Source organism: Faecalibaculum rodentium (assembly GCF_001564455.1).
Lineage (GTDB): Bacteria > Bacillota_I > Bacilli_A > Erysipelotrichales > Erysipelotrichaceae > Faecalibaculum > Faecalibaculum rodentium.
Genome location: NZ_CP011391.1, coordinates 25,097 through 40,637 on the forward strand (window position 1 = coordinate 25,097; position 15,541 = coordinate 40,637).

Sequence of the window (15,541 nt, forward strand, 5' to 3'; positions counted from 1 at the left end):
ACGTATTATGAATGGTGACATACAATCTTCCCTGATCCTTGTGGTGATTCTTCTCCTTCTTTCCGGTTTCTTTTCCTCCGCTGAGACCAGTCTCGTCGCAGTGAGCCGGATCCGGATCCGGACACTGGCAGAAGAAGGAAACCACAGGGCAAAACTGCTGCTGTCCATTTTTGCCCATGAAGACAAAATGCTCAGTGCGATCCTCATCGGCAACAATCTCGTCAACACCTGGCTGGCAAGCACTGCTGCCACCCTGGCATCCGGTTTTGGCGGGGCCGCTGTCTCCATTGCGACGTTCGTGATCACGTTTCTGATCCTGGTCTTTGGAGAAATCACCCCCAAGACCATGGCCACGCAGAATGCAGAGAGGCTGGCCCTTCTCTACGCTCCGGTGATCACACTGCTCATGAAACTGCTCACACCTGTGATCTGGTTCATCAACCTGTTTTCCTCTCTGATTCTCCGACTGTTTGGAATCAGCCGGGAATCAGCCGGTCCATCCATGACAGAAAGCGAACTGCGGACCATTGTGGATGTTTCGCATGAAGAAGGCGTGATTCAGTCAGATGAGAAGCAGCTGTTGAACAACGTATTCGATTTCGGAGATGCAAGGGCCAAGGAAGTCATGGTCCCGCGGGTGCACGTGGTGATGGCAGAAGCCGGCAGCACCTACAAGGATCTGCTTTCGCTGTTTCGCCAGGAACAGTTCACGAGAATCCCCATCTATGAAGATTCAGTGGACAATATCATCGGTCTGGTCAATATGAAAGACCTCCTTCTGCTGGATGATCCTTCACAGTTTGACCTGAAGGCCATGCTGCGAAAGCCTTACTTCACGGTGGAAAACAAGAAAGTTTCCGACCTGCTGATGGAAATGAAAAACTCCACAGTGAACATGGCCATCGTTCTCGACGAATACGGAGAACTGTCAGGCATCATCACGGTGGAAGACATCATCGAGGAAATTGTGGGCGAGGTCCATGACGAATATGATGCACATGAAGCGGAAAATATCCGGAAGGTCGGAAACCGTACCTGGGTGGTGAAAGGATACCTCAGTCTTCATGACATCAATGATGAACTGGGCCTGAACCTGGACAGCGAGGACTTTGATTCCATTGGCGGTCTGATGATTGATGCCATTGGCCGGCTGCCAAAACTGGGGGATCAGGTGACACTCCCGGACGGTGTGACGCTGCAGGTCACCAAGACACAGAAAAACCGGATAGAAGAAGTGCGGATCCTGTTCCCGGAACAGGAGACAGACACAGAGGAAGAAGCAGGAAAGAAACATCCGGCAGGCCATTGAAACTGCATGATCCAAAAAACACCCCCGTACCAGTGAGTGCGGGGGTGTTCTGCATAGGTCGGTCAGGCTTCCGGCCGGACTGCCTTTATTCGCCGCTGTCCTGAAACAGGGCTGTGCCAATGCGGACCATGTTGCTGCCGTGCTGTACAGCCAGCCGCCAGTCCTGGGACATGCCCATGCTCAGGGTCCGGGCCCGGGGAACCCGGGTCTGGAGGTCGCGGGACAGCTCCTTCATCCTGTCAAATTCCGCTGCGACTTTTTCCTGGTCTTCGGTGTGTGAGGCGATGCACATCAGCCCATCCAGGCGAAGATGCGGCTGCCGGAGCACGAATTCCAGCAGCTGTGGATACTCATCAAGAGGGCATCCTGTCTTGTTGGGATCATCCGAAATCCGGATCTCGATGAGTATCGGCTGGATGATTCCGGTTTTGGCCGCCTGTTTTTCGATTTCCGCAGCAAGCCGGCGGGAATCCACGCTTTCGATCAGCGCTGTTTTTCCCATCAGATACTTCACTTTGTTGGTCTGCAGATGGCCGATTATATGCCATTCATATGCTGGATCATATTTCTCCAGAAACTCCTGCACCCGGTTTTCGCCAAATCGGCGGAGTCCCAGTTTTGCGAGTTCGTCTATCTCGGATTTTGTATGTTTTTTTGTCACAGCCACCAGGTCAACGCCTGGTGTGGACTGCAGTTCTTCGATCAGTTTTCTGTTCATAGTCTGTCCTTTCAGTCAGCGGGTCAGAACAGCCGGGGCTGTTCAAACAGGGCCGGACGGGTGATCATCTCCGGGGGTGTCAGATCCGTCATTCGCCTTGCGGCGGCTTCATCCCGGATCCAGGGAGTCACCTGGTCTTCCCGTAGAACCAGGGGCATGCGGTGATGAATGTCCCGAATGCTGTCATTGGCTTTTGTGGTGAGGATCACAAAGGATCCATCTGTCACGAATCCGGCCATATACAGCACAGGTGACTTCGGTTCCCGGCAGCTGATCATTTCTTTGGCGGGCGTCCATTCGAAAAAACAGGATGCGGGAATCACCGCCCGGTCATGCCGCATATGGGGTCCGAACAGCGGACTGGTCCAGGCTGTTTCGCTTCGTGCATTGATCTGCAGCGGTCTGTCCGCCTTCCACTTCCATCCGAACTTCGCAAGTTCGCCGGTGAGAGAGTCCGGATGATTCTCTGCAGCGGTCAGAACGAGAGAAGGGGTTCCGGGATAGATGAATCCCAGGGGGATTTCAATGAAACTGGGGATACTGGCCAGCCGGGATGCTGCCGACCAGGCTTCAGGTGTCATCTGGAAACGTCCGCACATTGCTGCTGCCTCCTTCATTCTCCTTATTATAAGTGATTTTGCTATAATCACAGAGACTGGAGGAAACATGAAGGGAACATTTATTACCATAGAAGGACCGGATGGTGCCGGAAAATCGACGGCAGCGGCCCATATCCGGGACAGCCTTGAAGCCAGGGGCATTGACTGCCTGCTGACACGGGAACCTGGCGGTTCTGTCATCGCAGAACAGATCCGGTCCATTCTGCTGGATCCCGGAAACACTGCCATGGATCCCGTGACGGAAGCCATTCTATACGCCGCCGCCCGCCGGCAGCATCTTGCGGAAGTGGTCAGGCCGGCGCTGGAATCGGGAAGGACAGTGATCTGTGACAGGTTTGTGGATTCCAGTCTTGCCTACCAGGGGATCGGACGGAACCTGGGATTTGACCTGGTGTGGCAGATCAACGAACCGGCCATCCAGGATACAATGCCCGATGTCACCATTCTTGTGGATATCGGGGAAGAAGAAGCCCGCCGTCGTGTGAAGGCACGCGGAGTGACCGACCGCTTTGATCTGGAGGACAGAATGTTCCGGGAACGCGTTCATCAGGGGTTTCTGGAAACGGCACGACGGTTTCCCGACCGTATTGCCGTGATTGACGGAGAACAAAGCGAGAAACAAGTCGCAGCAGATAGTCTCAGGGTGCTGGAACAGCGCGGACTGCTGCACGGCCCCAGGCCGGAAGGCACGCCGCGAACCACAGACCGGCAGGACTGAGTCTGACAGGAGGCGGGATCCGAGATATGGACAAGGAAACATTTTGCAGGGCACAGCCGGCTGCTGCCCGGATTCTGAAACAGATGCTGTCGGTGAATCGAATGGCCCATGCTGTTCTGTTCTGGGGCCCCCGGGGAGTGCCATCCAGTGAAGCCGCGGAACTGGTCACACAGGCGCTGGTCTGCCGGAATCCGGATCCGGATGGTTTCGGGTGTGGAAAGTGTCTGGAATGCCGGAATGCTGCGGAACACAGAGGAATCGGTGTGTACTGGAACAGCCGCCTGCAGAAAAGAAACGCAGCCGAGCTGCAGGAACAGTTTTCCCTGACCAGTGAAGGCAGCCGGGTCTGTGTGCTGGAAAATTTTGATGAAGCCACACCCCAGGCCGCCAATGCGCTGCTGAAATTCATTGAAGAACCACAGCCTGGTATCACTGTGATCCTGACAGCCGGCGAACGGAGCGCTGTGCTGCCGACGATTGAATCCCGGTGTCTGTGCATACAGCTGCGCCCCATGCCGGAAAAAGACAGGGCCAAAGCCCTGACACAGCTTCCGGAGGACCTCAGACAGGCTGCGGCATCGGCAGGCTATGGACCGGAAGATTTTCCGGAGCCTGATGAATTCCTTGAGCGTATCATGCCGGCTGTGAAACACTACATAACGCTGTGGGATGTACCGGATGGCCTTCTGTTTCTGCAGCTGGAGGTGTTTCCTGCCAGGGCTGCCCAGACCACGAGATCCATGGTCCGTCTCTTTTTTGAAGCCCTGCAGTGGCAGGTGCGGCAGTCGGAACTTGAAGCAGAGACCAAAGCCATGGTGTTTGATGCGCTCATTCAGGGCGTGGAAGCCGTGAAGCGCACAGCCGATCCATCCCTGGCCATCGACCAGATGGCCAGCCGAATCAGAAAGGGGATCAATCATGACAGAACATGAACGGACAGAGTATCCGTACCTTATATATATTCAGTTTGAAGAGAGCCGGAAGGCATATTCTTTCGGGTCATTCGTGAAAGCCGATACGGGAGACCAGGTGGTGGTCGAAACCGTGAGGGGACAGGAAATCGGTACTGTCTGCATGCCGGCAATGCCTTTTGACAGCCGGAAAGCCAAGGACGACTGCAAGCCGGTGCTGCGCATCGCCACACCGGAGGATCTGGCCAGGCGGGAAGAAAACCGGATCCGTGCAAAGGATGCCATGGCAGTCTGCACGCAGTGCATCCGCCGTCTGGGTCTGGATATGCATCTGATCAGTTCAGAATATACCCTGGACTGTGCCAAGATCATCTTCACCTATGTGTCGGATGAACGTGTGGACTTCCGGCAGCTGCTCAAGGACCTGGCCCACCAGCTTCACTGCCGGATCGAACTGCGGCAGGTGGGCCCGCGCAACAAGGCGAAAATGGTGGGCGGAATCGGATCCTGCGGCATGGAGTGCTGCTGCAGCCGGTTTATGAGCGAGTTTGACACAGTCTCCATCAATATGGCCAAGAATCAGCTGCTGGCGCTGAACATCTCCAAGCTGTCCGGTCAGTGCGGCAAACTGAAGTGCTGCCTGCGGTTTGAAAATGACCTGTATACCCGCATGCGCCGCAATCTGCCCCGGATCAACTCCCAGCTTGTATTCGAAGGAACCCGCTATCGTCTGTCTTCCATGAACCTGCTGCAGCAGCAGGCAAAGCTGGAAAACAGGGAAGAAGTGAAGTTTGTGGACTTTGATACGCTGTGGCCGGACCGGGAAGACCGGGAGCCGGGTGCAGACGGGGCTGCCGTGAAAGTAACCGGTGACCGGCAGCAGGCAAACAGCCCGGCTGCACCCGCAGTCGAACCGGGATTGCAGACAGTACACCGCGAACGGATGTCAGAAGAAACCGGCAGCCGCAGCCGGGAGAGCCGCGTGCGTGAAGGGCGGGAATTGCGCGAGAGCGGAAAACCAAGAAAACAGATGCCGGACTCCACAGGCACCGGACGTGAACGCAAAAAGGGAAAATCCGGTGGGGGACGCCGGGATCCGCGGGCCGGAGGCACCAGAAACCGCCGGGCGGAGAAACAGGAAAAGTCAGGGAAAGAGGACAAGCGGTGAACAGGCAGAAAAGCTTTGAACAGGACGGTCCGGCCCTGCTGCTCATCCCTTCTCCCATCGGCAATTTGTCGGAGATCTCCGACCGTGTCCGGGAAGCCATAGAGTCCTGTGATGTGATTGCCTGTGAAGATACCAGGAATACCGGAAAGCTGCTGTCTCTGCTGGGATTCCGGAAACCCCTGATCAGCCACCATGAACACAACCAGAGTGTCAGCATTCCGAAGATCCTGGAAGAACTGTCTTCGGGGCACAAAGTGGGGGTCATGAGCGATGCGGGGTATCCCGTGATCTCGGATCCCGGGCAGAACCTGGTGCGGGCAGCCACAGAGAAAAACTGGCCGGTCATTTCCTTTTCCGGCCCCAATGCAGCCATCAATGCCCTCGTTGCCTCCGGTCTGGATGCACGGCACTACCTGTTTTATGGATTTCTCGATGCGAAATCCGGGAAACGGAAAAAAGAGCTTGAAGAGCTCCGGACGGTTCCATGGACACTGGTATTCTATGAAGCCCCCCATCGGATTGTCGACACCCTGGAGGACATGGTGGAAGTGTTTGGTGACAGACCTGCCTGTCTGGCGCGGGAACTCACAAAGAAATTCGAAGAGTATCTCCGGGGGACTCTGCAGGAGCTGCTGTCGGCGGCCGGAGACGGATTGAAGGGGGAAATGGTGCTGGTCGTGGCAGGCTGCGAGCCGGAACAAGTCAGTACGGAAGCAGCCATCACCAGGGTCATGGCCCTGACGGCACAGGGAATGAAGCAGAAGGCAGCGGCAAAACAGGTGGCGGCTGAAACCGGGCTGTCTGCCAATGAACTGTATCGTCTGCTCCTGCAGCGTCCAAAGCCCGGTGAAGAGGATACAGAGATACCCAATCGGTGACAAGGAAATAGAGATTGTCAATTCCAATGACCTGCGGTAATATGACTCATAGGGGAAATCCCCGCTTTTGGAGGGTCTGGTTATGGTCTTAACGAGATTGACGACAGAAGATACTGCAGAAGTCTTTTTCAGCGTACCTGAAACACGGTGCGCTTTTTTCGTCCTGATGACAAAAGAAAGGAAACGGTGAGTCCTGTGAAACATTCCGTCCTGATCGTAATGGGGTCGCGGTCCGACCTGCCGCAGATGGAATCCTGCATGGAGATGCTGACAACATTCGGCATCCCCTTTGAAGTCCGCATTCTGAGTGCCCACCGCACGCCCGAAGCCGTACTGGCACTGTCCAAAACAGCTGTCGACACTGGTGTGGCGGTGATCATTGCCGCCGCAGGAGGAGCCGCACATCTGGCCGGTGTACTGGCAAGCTCGACACCGCTGCCGGTCATTGGCGTTCCCATGGAAACCAAAGTCTCCGGCGGTCTGGATTCTTTGCTTTCCACCGTGCAGATGCCCGGGGGTGTGCCGGTGGCCACAGTCGCCATTGGCAAGGCGGGATCCAAAAATGCCGCCATCCTCGCTGCCCAGATCATCGGCGTTGCAGATGCTGAAGTGCAGCAGAAAGTGGTGCAGTTCAAGAAAGACCAGGCTGAAACGGTCCTGGCAGGATCGAGGCTCTGATGAATACACGAATTTTTGTCCGCAAGAAACCCGGGTTCCGTGTCGAAAGCCGTTCCCTGGAGGATGAACTCCGTCAGTCCCTGAATCTGCCGGAGGAGTTCCGTCTGCTGAAATACAACATTTATGACATCTTCGGAGCCGATGAAGAAGAAGTGTCGCTGCTGAAACAGCATGTGCTGGCGGAAGCCGTGACGGATGAAATTGCCGAACCGGAGGGCGAAGACATGATTGCCTTTGAATTCCTCCCCGGTCAGTACGACCAGCGGGCGGATTCTGCCATGCAGTGCCTGATGCTGCTTTCCGGCCGGAAACCTGCTGTGATCCGCAGCGGCACCCTGCTGGAGATGGAAAACGTGACAGAGGCTCAGAAAGAAGCCATTGCTGCCTACGTGATCAACCCTGTTGAATCCCGCCGGAAGGACCTCACGGTCCTGGACAACGACCAGGATGTGCAGGTGGAGCCGGTTCCTGTCATTGAAGAATTCACCGGCATGGATGAACAGGCTCTGACTGCCCTGCATGACAGACTGGGGCTAGCCATGAGCCTGGAGGACCTGGCGTTTGTGCAGGGCCATTTCCGGGACGATGAACACCGGGATCCCACCATGACGGAGATCCGGGTGCTGGATACCTACTGGTCCGATCACTGCCGTCACACCACATTTGAAACCGTCCTGGAAGATGTGGTCTTTGAAAAGAACCGCCTGCACAAACGTCTCCAGGAGGCGTATGAAAACTATCTGGACCTCCGGAACAAAGTCCATGGAGGCAGGAAAGAATCCACCCTGATGGACATGGCCAGTCTCGTGGGCAAGTACATGCGAAAGACCGGCCAGCTGGAAGACCTGGAGGTGTCGGATGAAATCAACGCCTGCAGCATCGAAATCACCGTGGATGAGGATGGAGTGAACACGCCCTGGCTGCTGATGTTCAAGAACGAGACACACAACCATCCCACGGAAATCGAGCCCTTCGGCGGGGCCGCCACCTGCATCGGGGGCGCGATCCGGGATCCGCTGTCCGGCCGCAGCTATGTGTACCAGGCCATGCGGATCACAGGTGCCGGCGACATCAACCGGCCTGTGAGCGAGACCATGGAGCACAAGCTGCCACAGTCGAAGATTTCCCGGACTGCTGCCCGCGGTTACTCTTCCTATGGCAACCAGATCGGCCTACCCACCACCTTCGTGGAGGAAATCTATGACGACGGCTACACAGCCAAGCGGATGGAAGTCGGGGCCGTGATCGGTGCTGCCCCGAAATCCCATGTGAAGCGGGAAAAACCGCAGCCCGGAGACTTTGTGGTTCTGATTGGCGGGGCCACAGGCCGCGACGGCATCGGGGGTGCCACCGGATCCAGCAAGGAGCACACAGACACCAGCCTCGAGAAGTGCTCCTCCGAGGTGCAGAAGGGCAACGCGCTGACAGAACGCAAGCTCCAGCGCCTGTTCCGGAACCCGGAGGTGACCAGGCGCATCCGCAAGGCCAACGACTTTGGTGCCGGCGGTGTCTCCGTGGCCATTGGCGAACTCGCGGACGGCCTGGTGATCGACCTGGATGCCGTGCCGGTGAAGTATGAAGGACTGGACGGCACGGAACTGGCAATTTCCGAAAGCCAGGAACGAATGGCGGCGGTCATTCCCGCAGAGGAATTCGAAGCCTTCCGGGAACTGTGCCGTCAGGAAAACCTGGACTGTGTCCAGACAGCTGTGGTGACAGAAGAACCACGTCTTGTGATGAACTGGCGCGGCAAGACAATCGTGGATCTGCCACGGGCATTTCTGGATACCAATGGCGTCCGGCAGCACCAGAAAGTGGTGGTCACTGCCTCGGACTATGATGACGATCCCTTTGCACCCGCCAGGGAAACGACCCTGACAGAGGTCCTGAAGCGGCCGGATGTGGCCTGCCAGATCGGTCTTGCCGAGATGTTCGACGGATCCATCGGCAAGTCCACGGTTCTGATGCCCTTTGGCGGCAGGAAACAGCTGACGCCGGAGGAAGGCAGCGTACAGAAGCTGCCGGTGGACGGGTTCACGAACACAGTCAGTGCCATGACTTTCGGCTTTGATCCTGTGGTGGCGAAATGCTCCCCGTATCTGGGCGCGGCCTATTCGGTCGTGGCAGCCCTGGCCCGTCAGGCGGCCCTGGGCATGGATCCCCTCAGCGCACGGCTATCCAACCAGGAGTACTTCGAGCGGCTGGGAAAAGATCCCGTGAAATGGGGACGGCCTCTGGAAGCCATGCTGGGTCTGATCGACGCACAGATGGCCTTCGGCACCCCATCCATTGGCGGCAAAGACTCCATGTCCGGCACCTTCAATGACATTCATGTGCCGCCCACGGTGATCACCTTCGCCGTGACAACCGGTCAGGCCGATGAGGTGAAGCCGGCAGAATTTGCCGGAGCCGGTCATGACCTGTACCTGCTGGCGCACAGGCCGCTGGCAGACGGCAGTCCGGATTATGAACAGCTGAAAGACAGTTTCCGTGCATTGCGTCAGGCGGCACCGAAGGTCCTGGCCGCCCGGTCTGTCAACAATGGCGGGATCGCAGCGGCTCTGGCCAAAATGGCGTTTGGAAACTGGATCGGTGCGGATGTGACTGTTGACGATCCCTGGGGATTTGGCATCGGTTCCGTGATCGTGGAAGCCTCTGAACCACTGGAGGATGGACGGTTTGAAAAAATCGGGCAGACCACAGCGGATGAGACAGTCACCATCAACGGACAGACAACGGCTCTGCAGGATGCCTTTGACGCCTGGACATCCACATATGAAGGCCTGTATCCGAGAAAGGCAGCGGATGGAGAAGGCCAGCCTGCTGCAGACCTGGTCCAGGGAGAAAAGCAGTATGCCGGAACCAGGGTGGAAAAGCCGCAGGTGCTGATTCCCGTATTCCCGGGACAGAACTGCGAACTGGACACCGCCAGGCGATTTGAACGTGCCGGCGCACAGGTGAAGCAGTTTGTCCTCAATGACCGCACGCCCGAGGCACTGAATGAAAGTGTGGATCAGCTGGCAGACGAAATCCGCAAGGCGCAGATCCTGATGATTGTCGGGGGGTTCTCGGCGGGGGACGAACCGGATGGATCGGGAAAATTCATTGCGAATGTATTGAAAAACCCGAAAATCGCAGCTGCCGTGGAGGCGATGCGAAAGGAAAACGACGGGCTGATCCTGGGAATCTGCAACGGGTTCCAGGCTTTGATCAAGTCAGGCCTGCTTCCGGGCGGTGACAGGCTGCAGGGGAAGGATGCCCCGACGCTGTTCCGCAACGACATCGACCGCCATGTGTCCAGGATCGCCAGGACACGGATCACCAGCACAAAGTCTCCCTGGCTGCAGGACTTCAAACCGGGTCAGGTGCATTCAGTGGCTTTCTCCCATGGAGAGGGCAAGTTCGTGGCAGATGAAGAGACCCTGAAGCAGCTGGCGGCCAGCGGGCAGATTGCCACACAGTATGTGGATGATACAGGGAAACCCAGCATGATGGGGGAAGACAACATCAACGGATCGGCCTGGGCTGTGGAAGGCATCACCAGCGAAGACGGCCGGGTACTGGGCAAAATGGGTCACAGCGAGCGCTGGGAAGAGGGCCTGTTCATCAACATTGACGGGGACAAAGACCAGGACATCTTTGCATCCGGTGTCCGGTTCTTCACCCGCAACCCCCTGCCGGACGAGAACACATGAGCCGCGAAATCCTGCAGGATATGGCGGGAATCGCAGGTCTGTTCAATGTCCCGCACGCCGCGGCTGACTGCGCCCTGCTGCTCCATGGACTGCAGCATCGCGGGCAGGATGGTGTGGGAATTGCGGTCACCGACGGGGAAACCCTGCGCTGTTACAAGCGGCGGGGTCTCCTGTCGGAACTGCTGAAGGCCGAACCCGTACAGGAAAGCCCCGGCACTGCTGCCATTGGCCAGGTGCGCCTTCGTCTGGAACAGGACAGGATGGATGAGAATCTTCAGCCGGTCATGGTCCGCGCCTATCAGGGGCACTTCGCCATTGTATCCACGGGCATGATTGAAAATGCGGCTGCTCTGCGCGAATCCATGGAAAATCAGGGTCTGATTTTTCAGGGACTGTCGGATGCGGAGGTCATTGCCCATCTCATACAGAGGGAATCGGGGCACCTGTTTGAAAAAATCACCCGTGCCTGCCGGCAGATGCAGGGATCCTGGACGTTTCTGCTTATGACCAAAAGCACATTGTATGCCATGCGGAGTGTGGAAGGCGCGAGGTCCCTGTTTGTGGCGGATGTCCCGTCAGCGCCCGGAGGAAAGGCTTTTGCGACGGAATCCGGAGCCCTGTCGATTCTTGGAGCCGAACACATCCGGGAGCTGGAGCCCGGGGAACTTCTCAGGTTCGGCAAAGGCAGCGAAGGCCGCTGGCTGCTCCCGGCAGACGGCCCCTGTCTTGGTCCCTGTGCGATGGAATATGTCTATTTTTCCAGACCGGATTCTGTTCTTTCCGGCCGCGGGGTGCTCGGTGCGCGCAAGGCGTTCGGCCGTGCCCTGGCACAGGGAGAAACGGAGACGGCGGATATGGTGATCGGTGTGCCGGATACGGCCATTGATGCAGCGGCTGCCTTTGCGAGGGAACTCAACATTCCCTATGAAACCGGTCTGATCAAAAACCGGTACATCGGTTCGACATTCATTCGCCCCACGCGGATGCAGAGAGAACAGGGAATGCGGGTGCGGCTGAACGCCATTTCGTCGGTGGTGGCGGGCAAAGAGGTGTTTCTGGTGGATGATTCCATTGTGCGGGGAAGCACGGCGGCAAGGATCTGCCAGCTGCTGCGGGAAGCAGGGGCTGCAAAGATCCATGTCCGGATTGCAGCTCCTGTGATCTGCACTGAATGCACGAAGGGAGCCGAAAGCAGCCGCAAAGAGGAGCTGGCCGGCGCCAGGTGGACAGAAGAAGAACTGAAAGAAAAAATCCGGGCGGATTCTGTCCGGTTTCTGACCAGGGAGGAGTTCTCCCGGGCTCTGGGCATCAGAGCATGCCGCGCCTGCTTTGGCTGCGGTGAAGAGACACGAAAGGATGAAGAAAATGGCAGAACAGTATGAAAAAGCCGGTGTGAGTCTGGAAGCCGGCTATGAATCCGTGCGGCGGATCCGCAGTCATGTCGACAGAACCAGAATCAGGGGAGCACAGGATTCCATCGGGGCCTTCGGGGGATTGTTTGATCTTTCCTGCTACGGAATGAAGGAACCGGTGCTGGTTTCCGGCACAGATGGCGTCGGAACCAAGCTTCTGATTGCCTTTGCCATGGACAAACATGACACCATTGGCATCGACGCTGTGGCCATGTGTGTCAATGATGTGCTCGTGCAGGGTGCCCGGCCGCTGTTTTTCCTGGATTACATTGCGGTGGGAAAGAACCACCCGGAAGTGATCGAGCAGATCGTCAAGGGTGTGGCAGATGGCTGTGTCGACGCACAGTGTGCCCTGATTGGCGGCGAGACCGCGGAAATGCCGGACATGTATGATGTGCATCACTATGATGTAGCCGGATTCTGTGTGGGAGCGGCGGACAAAAAAGATATTCGTACCGGAGAACACATTGCGGACGGTGATGTGCTGATCGGCCTGCCATCCACCGGTGTGCACTCCAACGGTTTTTCCCTGGTCCGCAAGGTTCTGTTCAAGGATGCCAAACTGGATCCTCACCAGAAGATGGAGGAACTGGATGGCCGTGAACTGGGAGAGGTGCTGCTGACTCCCACCAGGATCTATGTCCGTCCGGTCCTGAAGGTTCTGGAGGAAATTGATGTGCACGGCATGTCTCACATTACCGGAGGCGGATTCTTTGAGAACATTCCCCGGATGCTGAAGGATGGACAGGGTGTGCGGATCGAAAAGGACAGCTTCCCGCGGCCGGAGATTTTCGATGTCATTGCCAAATACGGCAGCATCGACGAAGAGGAAATGTACAACGTCTTCAACATGGGCATCGGCTTCATCATGGCGGTGAAACCTGAAGACGCCGCCCGGACGCAGCAGATCCTGGCGGATATGGGTGAAACCAGTTACGTCATCGGCGAGGTCACGGAATCCGGGAAGGTAGAAATCGAATGACGAAACGGGCGGCTGTCTTTGTCTCCGGCAGCGGCACAAATCTGGAGGCGCTGCTGAAAAGGCAGGAAGCCGGTGATCTGGAGGCACAGATCGTCACTGTGATCAGCGACCGGCCTGATGCCTTTGGCCTGACAAGAGCGAGAGACCATGGCATTTCCTCGCATTACGTTCAGGCAAAGGGGCGGGACAAGAAGGACTACGAGTCGGAGGTCCTGGACATTCTCCGCAGAGCGGAGGTCGAACTGATCATTCTGGCCGGCTATATGCGGTTTGTCGGCCCCACACTGCTGGCGGCTTACCCGAATGCCATCATCAACATTCACCCGGCGTATCTGCCGGAATTTCCGGGGGCACACGGGATCCTGGATGCCTGGAATGCGGGCGTGAAGGAAACCGGTGTGACGGTTCATTATGTGGATGAAGGCGTGGATACCGGACCGGTGATTCTGCAGGAGCGGGTACCGGTGCCGGAAAGCGGCGGACTGGAGGCTCTGGAAGCCGCGGTCCATGCAAAGGAATACGATCTGTTCTGGCGGGCGGTGAACCAGGCTGTCCATGATCAGGACTGAGTGGCGGGTGTCTGCACAGCTGGAACAGACAGGAAACAACAAGGAAAGGAATCAGGTATGAAACGAGCTCTCATCAGCGTATCGGACAAGACAGGACTGGGGGATTTTGCCCGGGGACTGGAAGAACTGGGGTATGAAATCATTTCCACGGGCGGTACAAAACGGGCCCTGGAGGAAGCGGGTCTGAATGTCATCGGCATTTCCGATGTGACAGGGTTCCCGGAAATCATGGATGGCCGGGTGAAGACGCTGCATCCGAATGTCCACGGCGCCCTGCTGTGTGTCCGGGACAATCCCGAGCATGTGAAGCAGATCCGGGACCTGGGGATCCAGGACATCGACATGGTGGTGGTGAATCTGTATCCCTTCCGGGAAACGGTGCAGAAACCCGGCGTATCTCATGAAGAGATCATAGAAAACATCGACATCGGTGGCCCGAGCATGCTGCGGTCGGCGTCCAAGAACTACCGGTTCATTCCCGTGATCTGCGATCCGGCGGATTATGAGCAGGTGCTGCAGGAGCTGCGGGAAAACGGCGAGACAGCTGCTGAAACCCGGGAACACCTGGCGGCGAAGGTCTTCCGGCACACTGCACGGTATGATGCGATGATTGCGGATTACCTGACGAAGAAAACCGGCGAACAGTTCCCGGAGAGCATGACGATCACGTTCGACAAGGTGCAGGATCTGCGGTACGGTGAAAACCCGCATCAGAATGCGGCGTTCTACAAGGGAATGAATCCGCAGTACTCCCTGGCCAATGCCGTGCAGCTGCATGGCAAGGAGCTGTCATACAACAACATTCAGGACGGCAACGCGGCGATCGAGATCCTGAAGGATTTCCAGGGACAGCCGGCGGCTGTGGGCCTGAAGCACATGAATCCCTGCGGCGTGGGCATCGGGAACACGATCAGCGAAGCCTGGGACAAGGCCTATGAGGCAGACCCGGTTTCCATCTTTGGCGGCATTGTGGCGCTGAATGAACCGGTGGATGAGGAACTGGCGGAAAAGCTGTCCAAAATCTTCCTGGAGATCATCATTGCTCCGGACTTCACACCCGAAGCGCTGGAGATCCTGGAGCGGAAGAAAAACATCCGGCTAATGAAGCTCGACACCACGCTGGAGCCCAGCAACACGAAGAAATACACAAATGTCAACGACGGCCTGCTGGTACAGGACATGGATGTGAAAAGCGTCACGGCAGACGAACTGGAGTGTGTGACGGACAGAAAGCCCACGGAGGAAGAACTCCGGCAGCTGCTCTTTGGCTGGAAGGTTGTGAAGCACGTGAAGTCCAATGCCATCGTCCTGGTCAAGGACGACATGACGATCGGCGTGGGTGCCGGTCAGATGAACCGTGTGGGGGCTGCAAAAATTGCCATCGAACAGGCCGGCCCGAAGGCATCCGGGTCGGTTATGGCATCCGATGCGTTCTTCCCCATGCCTGATACGGTGGAAGCGGCTGCCGCTGCCGGTGTCACGGCCATTATTCAGCCGGGTGGGTCCATCAAGGACCAGCTCTCCATCGATGCATGCAACCAGGCCGGCATTGCCATGGTATTCACGGGCGTTCGCCATTTCAAACACTGATCTCTGTGATATAAAAAAGTCATCAGAAAGGAGATTCTTTCATGGATAAATATGTATGCACAGTCTGCGGGTATATCTACGACCCGGCGGAAGGCGATCCTGACAACGGCGTGGCTCCCGGAACTGCATTTGCAGATATCCCCGATTCCTGGGTATGCCCGGTTTGCGGCGTTCCCAAATCCGATTTTGAGAAAATGGACTGATCCCCGGAAGGGATGAAAAAAGACAGGTCTGCAAGTGGTGGACCTGTTTTTTTTGTGTGCCCGGCATGGCATACATCCAGGTGGTGAAAG

The 15,541-nt window shown here is 56.9% G+C and carries 14 protein-coding genes; 12 read left to right on the forward strand and 2 right to left on the reverse strand.

Annotated elements, in window-relative coordinates; all coding sequences use genetic code 11:
* The first annotated feature begins 7 nt into the window (after nucleotides 1-7).
* Nucleotides 8-1,309 (forward strand): HlyC/CorC family transporter, encoded by a 1,302-nt coding sequence (locus aalo17_RS00105; RefSeq protein WP_067553922.1) that lies wholly within the window; start codon nucleotides 8-10, stop codon nucleotides 1,307-1,309.
* An 85-nt stretch (nucleotides 1,310-1,394) separates the two neighbouring features.
* Here the strand turns inward: aalo17_RS00105 and aalo17_RS00110 are convergent, their stop codons facing one another.
* Nucleotides 1,395-2,027 (reverse strand): YggS family pyridoxal phosphate-dependent enzyme, encoded by a 633-nt coding sequence (locus aalo17_RS00110; protein WP_067553925.1) that lies wholly within the window; start codon nucleotides 2,025-2,027, stop codon nucleotides 1,395-1,397.
* A gap of 23 nt (nucleotides 2,028-2,050) precedes the next feature.
* Nucleotides 2,051-2,644, reverse strand: a complete 594-nt coding sequence (locus tag aalo17_RS00115; RefSeq protein WP_158507641.1) for an SOS response-associated peptidase family protein — start codon at nucleotides 2,642-2,644, stop codon at nucleotides 2,051-2,053.
* A gap of 49 nt (nucleotides 2,645-2,693) precedes the next feature.
* Here aalo17_RS00115 and tmk point away from each other — a divergent pair, with 49 nt between their 5' ends.
* From tmk to rd, 11 genes are all read left to right on the forward strand, one after another.
* Complete coding sequence (tmk, locus tag aalo17_RS00120) at nucleotides 2,694-3,365, forward strand: dTMP kinase (protein WP_067553932.1); 672 nt, start codon at nucleotides 2,694-2,696, stop codon at nucleotides 3,363-3,365.
* Between the two features lie 26 nt (nucleotides 3,366-3,391).
* Nucleotides 3,392-4,297, forward strand: a complete 906-nt coding sequence (locus tag aalo17_RS00125) for a DNA polymerase III subunit delta' (protein WP_067553935.1) — start codon at nucleotides 3,392-3,394, stop codon at nucleotides 4,295-4,297.
* A complete protein-coding gene (gene ricT / locus aalo17_RS00130; RefSeq protein ID WP_082743141.1) occupies nucleotides 4,284-5,444 on the forward strand; it encodes a regulatory iron-sulfur-containing complex subunit RicT in 1,161 nt (386 codons plus the stop codon). Before aalo17_RS00125 ends, ricT begins: the two co-directional genes overlap by 14 nt.
* On the forward strand, nucleotides 5,441-6,322 hold the full coding sequence (gene rsmI, locus aalo17_RS00135; protein ID WP_067553938.1) for a 16S rRNA (cytidine(1402)-2'-O)-methyltransferase: 882 nt from the start codon (nucleotides 5,441-5,443) through the stop codon (nucleotides 6,320-6,322). The genes ricT and rsmI overlap by 4 nt, the downstream gene beginning before the upstream one ends.
* Nucleotides 6,323-6,508: 186 nt before the next feature.
* Nucleotides 6,509-7,000: a 5-(carboxyamino)imidazole ribonucleotide mutase gene (gene purE, locus aalo17_RS00140; protein ID WP_067553942.1), complete on the forward strand. Its 492-nt coding sequence runs from the start codon at nucleotides 6,509-6,511 to the stop codon at nucleotides 6,998-7,000.
* On the forward strand, nucleotides 7,000-10,695 hold the full coding sequence (locus tag aalo17_RS00145; RefSeq protein ID WP_067553945.1) for a phosphoribosylformylglycinamidine synthase: 3,696 nt from the start codon (nucleotides 7,000-7,002) through the stop codon (nucleotides 10,693-10,695). Before purE ends, aalo17_RS00145 begins: the two co-directional genes overlap by 1 nt.
* Nucleotides 10,692-12,077 (forward strand): amidophosphoribosyltransferase, encoded by a 1,386-nt coding sequence (locus aalo17_RS00150; protein WP_067553949.1) that lies wholly within the window; start codon nucleotides 10,692-10,694, stop codon nucleotides 12,075-12,077. The genes aalo17_RS00145 and aalo17_RS00150 overlap by 4 nt, the downstream gene beginning before the upstream one ends.
* Nucleotides 12,061-13,089 carry a phosphoribosylformylglycinamidine cyclo-ligase gene (purM, locus tag aalo17_RS00155; protein ID WP_067553952.1) on the forward strand — a complete coding sequence of 343 codons (1,029 nt, stop codon included), beginning with the start codon at nucleotides 12,061-12,063 and terminating at the stop codon, nucleotides 13,087-13,089. Before aalo17_RS00150 ends, purM begins: the two co-directional genes overlap by 17 nt.
* The gene (purN, locus tag aalo17_RS00160) at nucleotides 13,086-13,658 is read left to right on the forward strand and encodes a phosphoribosylglycinamide formyltransferase (protein WP_067553955.1); all 573 of its coding nucleotides are present in this window, start codon (nucleotides 13,086-13,088) and stop codon (nucleotides 13,656-13,658) included. The genes purM and purN overlap by 4 nt, the downstream gene beginning before the upstream one ends.
* A 57-nt stretch (nucleotides 13,659-13,715) precedes the next feature.
* Nucleotides 13,716-15,248 carry a bifunctional phosphoribosylaminoimidazolecarboxamide formyltransferase/IMP cyclohydrolase gene (gene purH, locus aalo17_RS00165; protein ID WP_067553958.1) on the forward strand — a complete coding sequence of 511 codons (1,533 nt, stop codon included), beginning with the start codon at nucleotides 13,716-13,718 and terminating at the stop codon, nucleotides 15,246-15,248.
* 41 nt (nucleotides 15,249-15,289) lie between these two features.
* Nucleotides 15,290-15,451, forward strand: coding sequence for a rubredoxin (rd, locus tag aalo17_RS00170; protein WP_067553961.1), 162 nt, complete (start codon nucleotides 15,290-15,292; stop codon nucleotides 15,449-15,451).
* Nucleotides 15,452-15,541 lie beyond the last annotated feature (90 nt).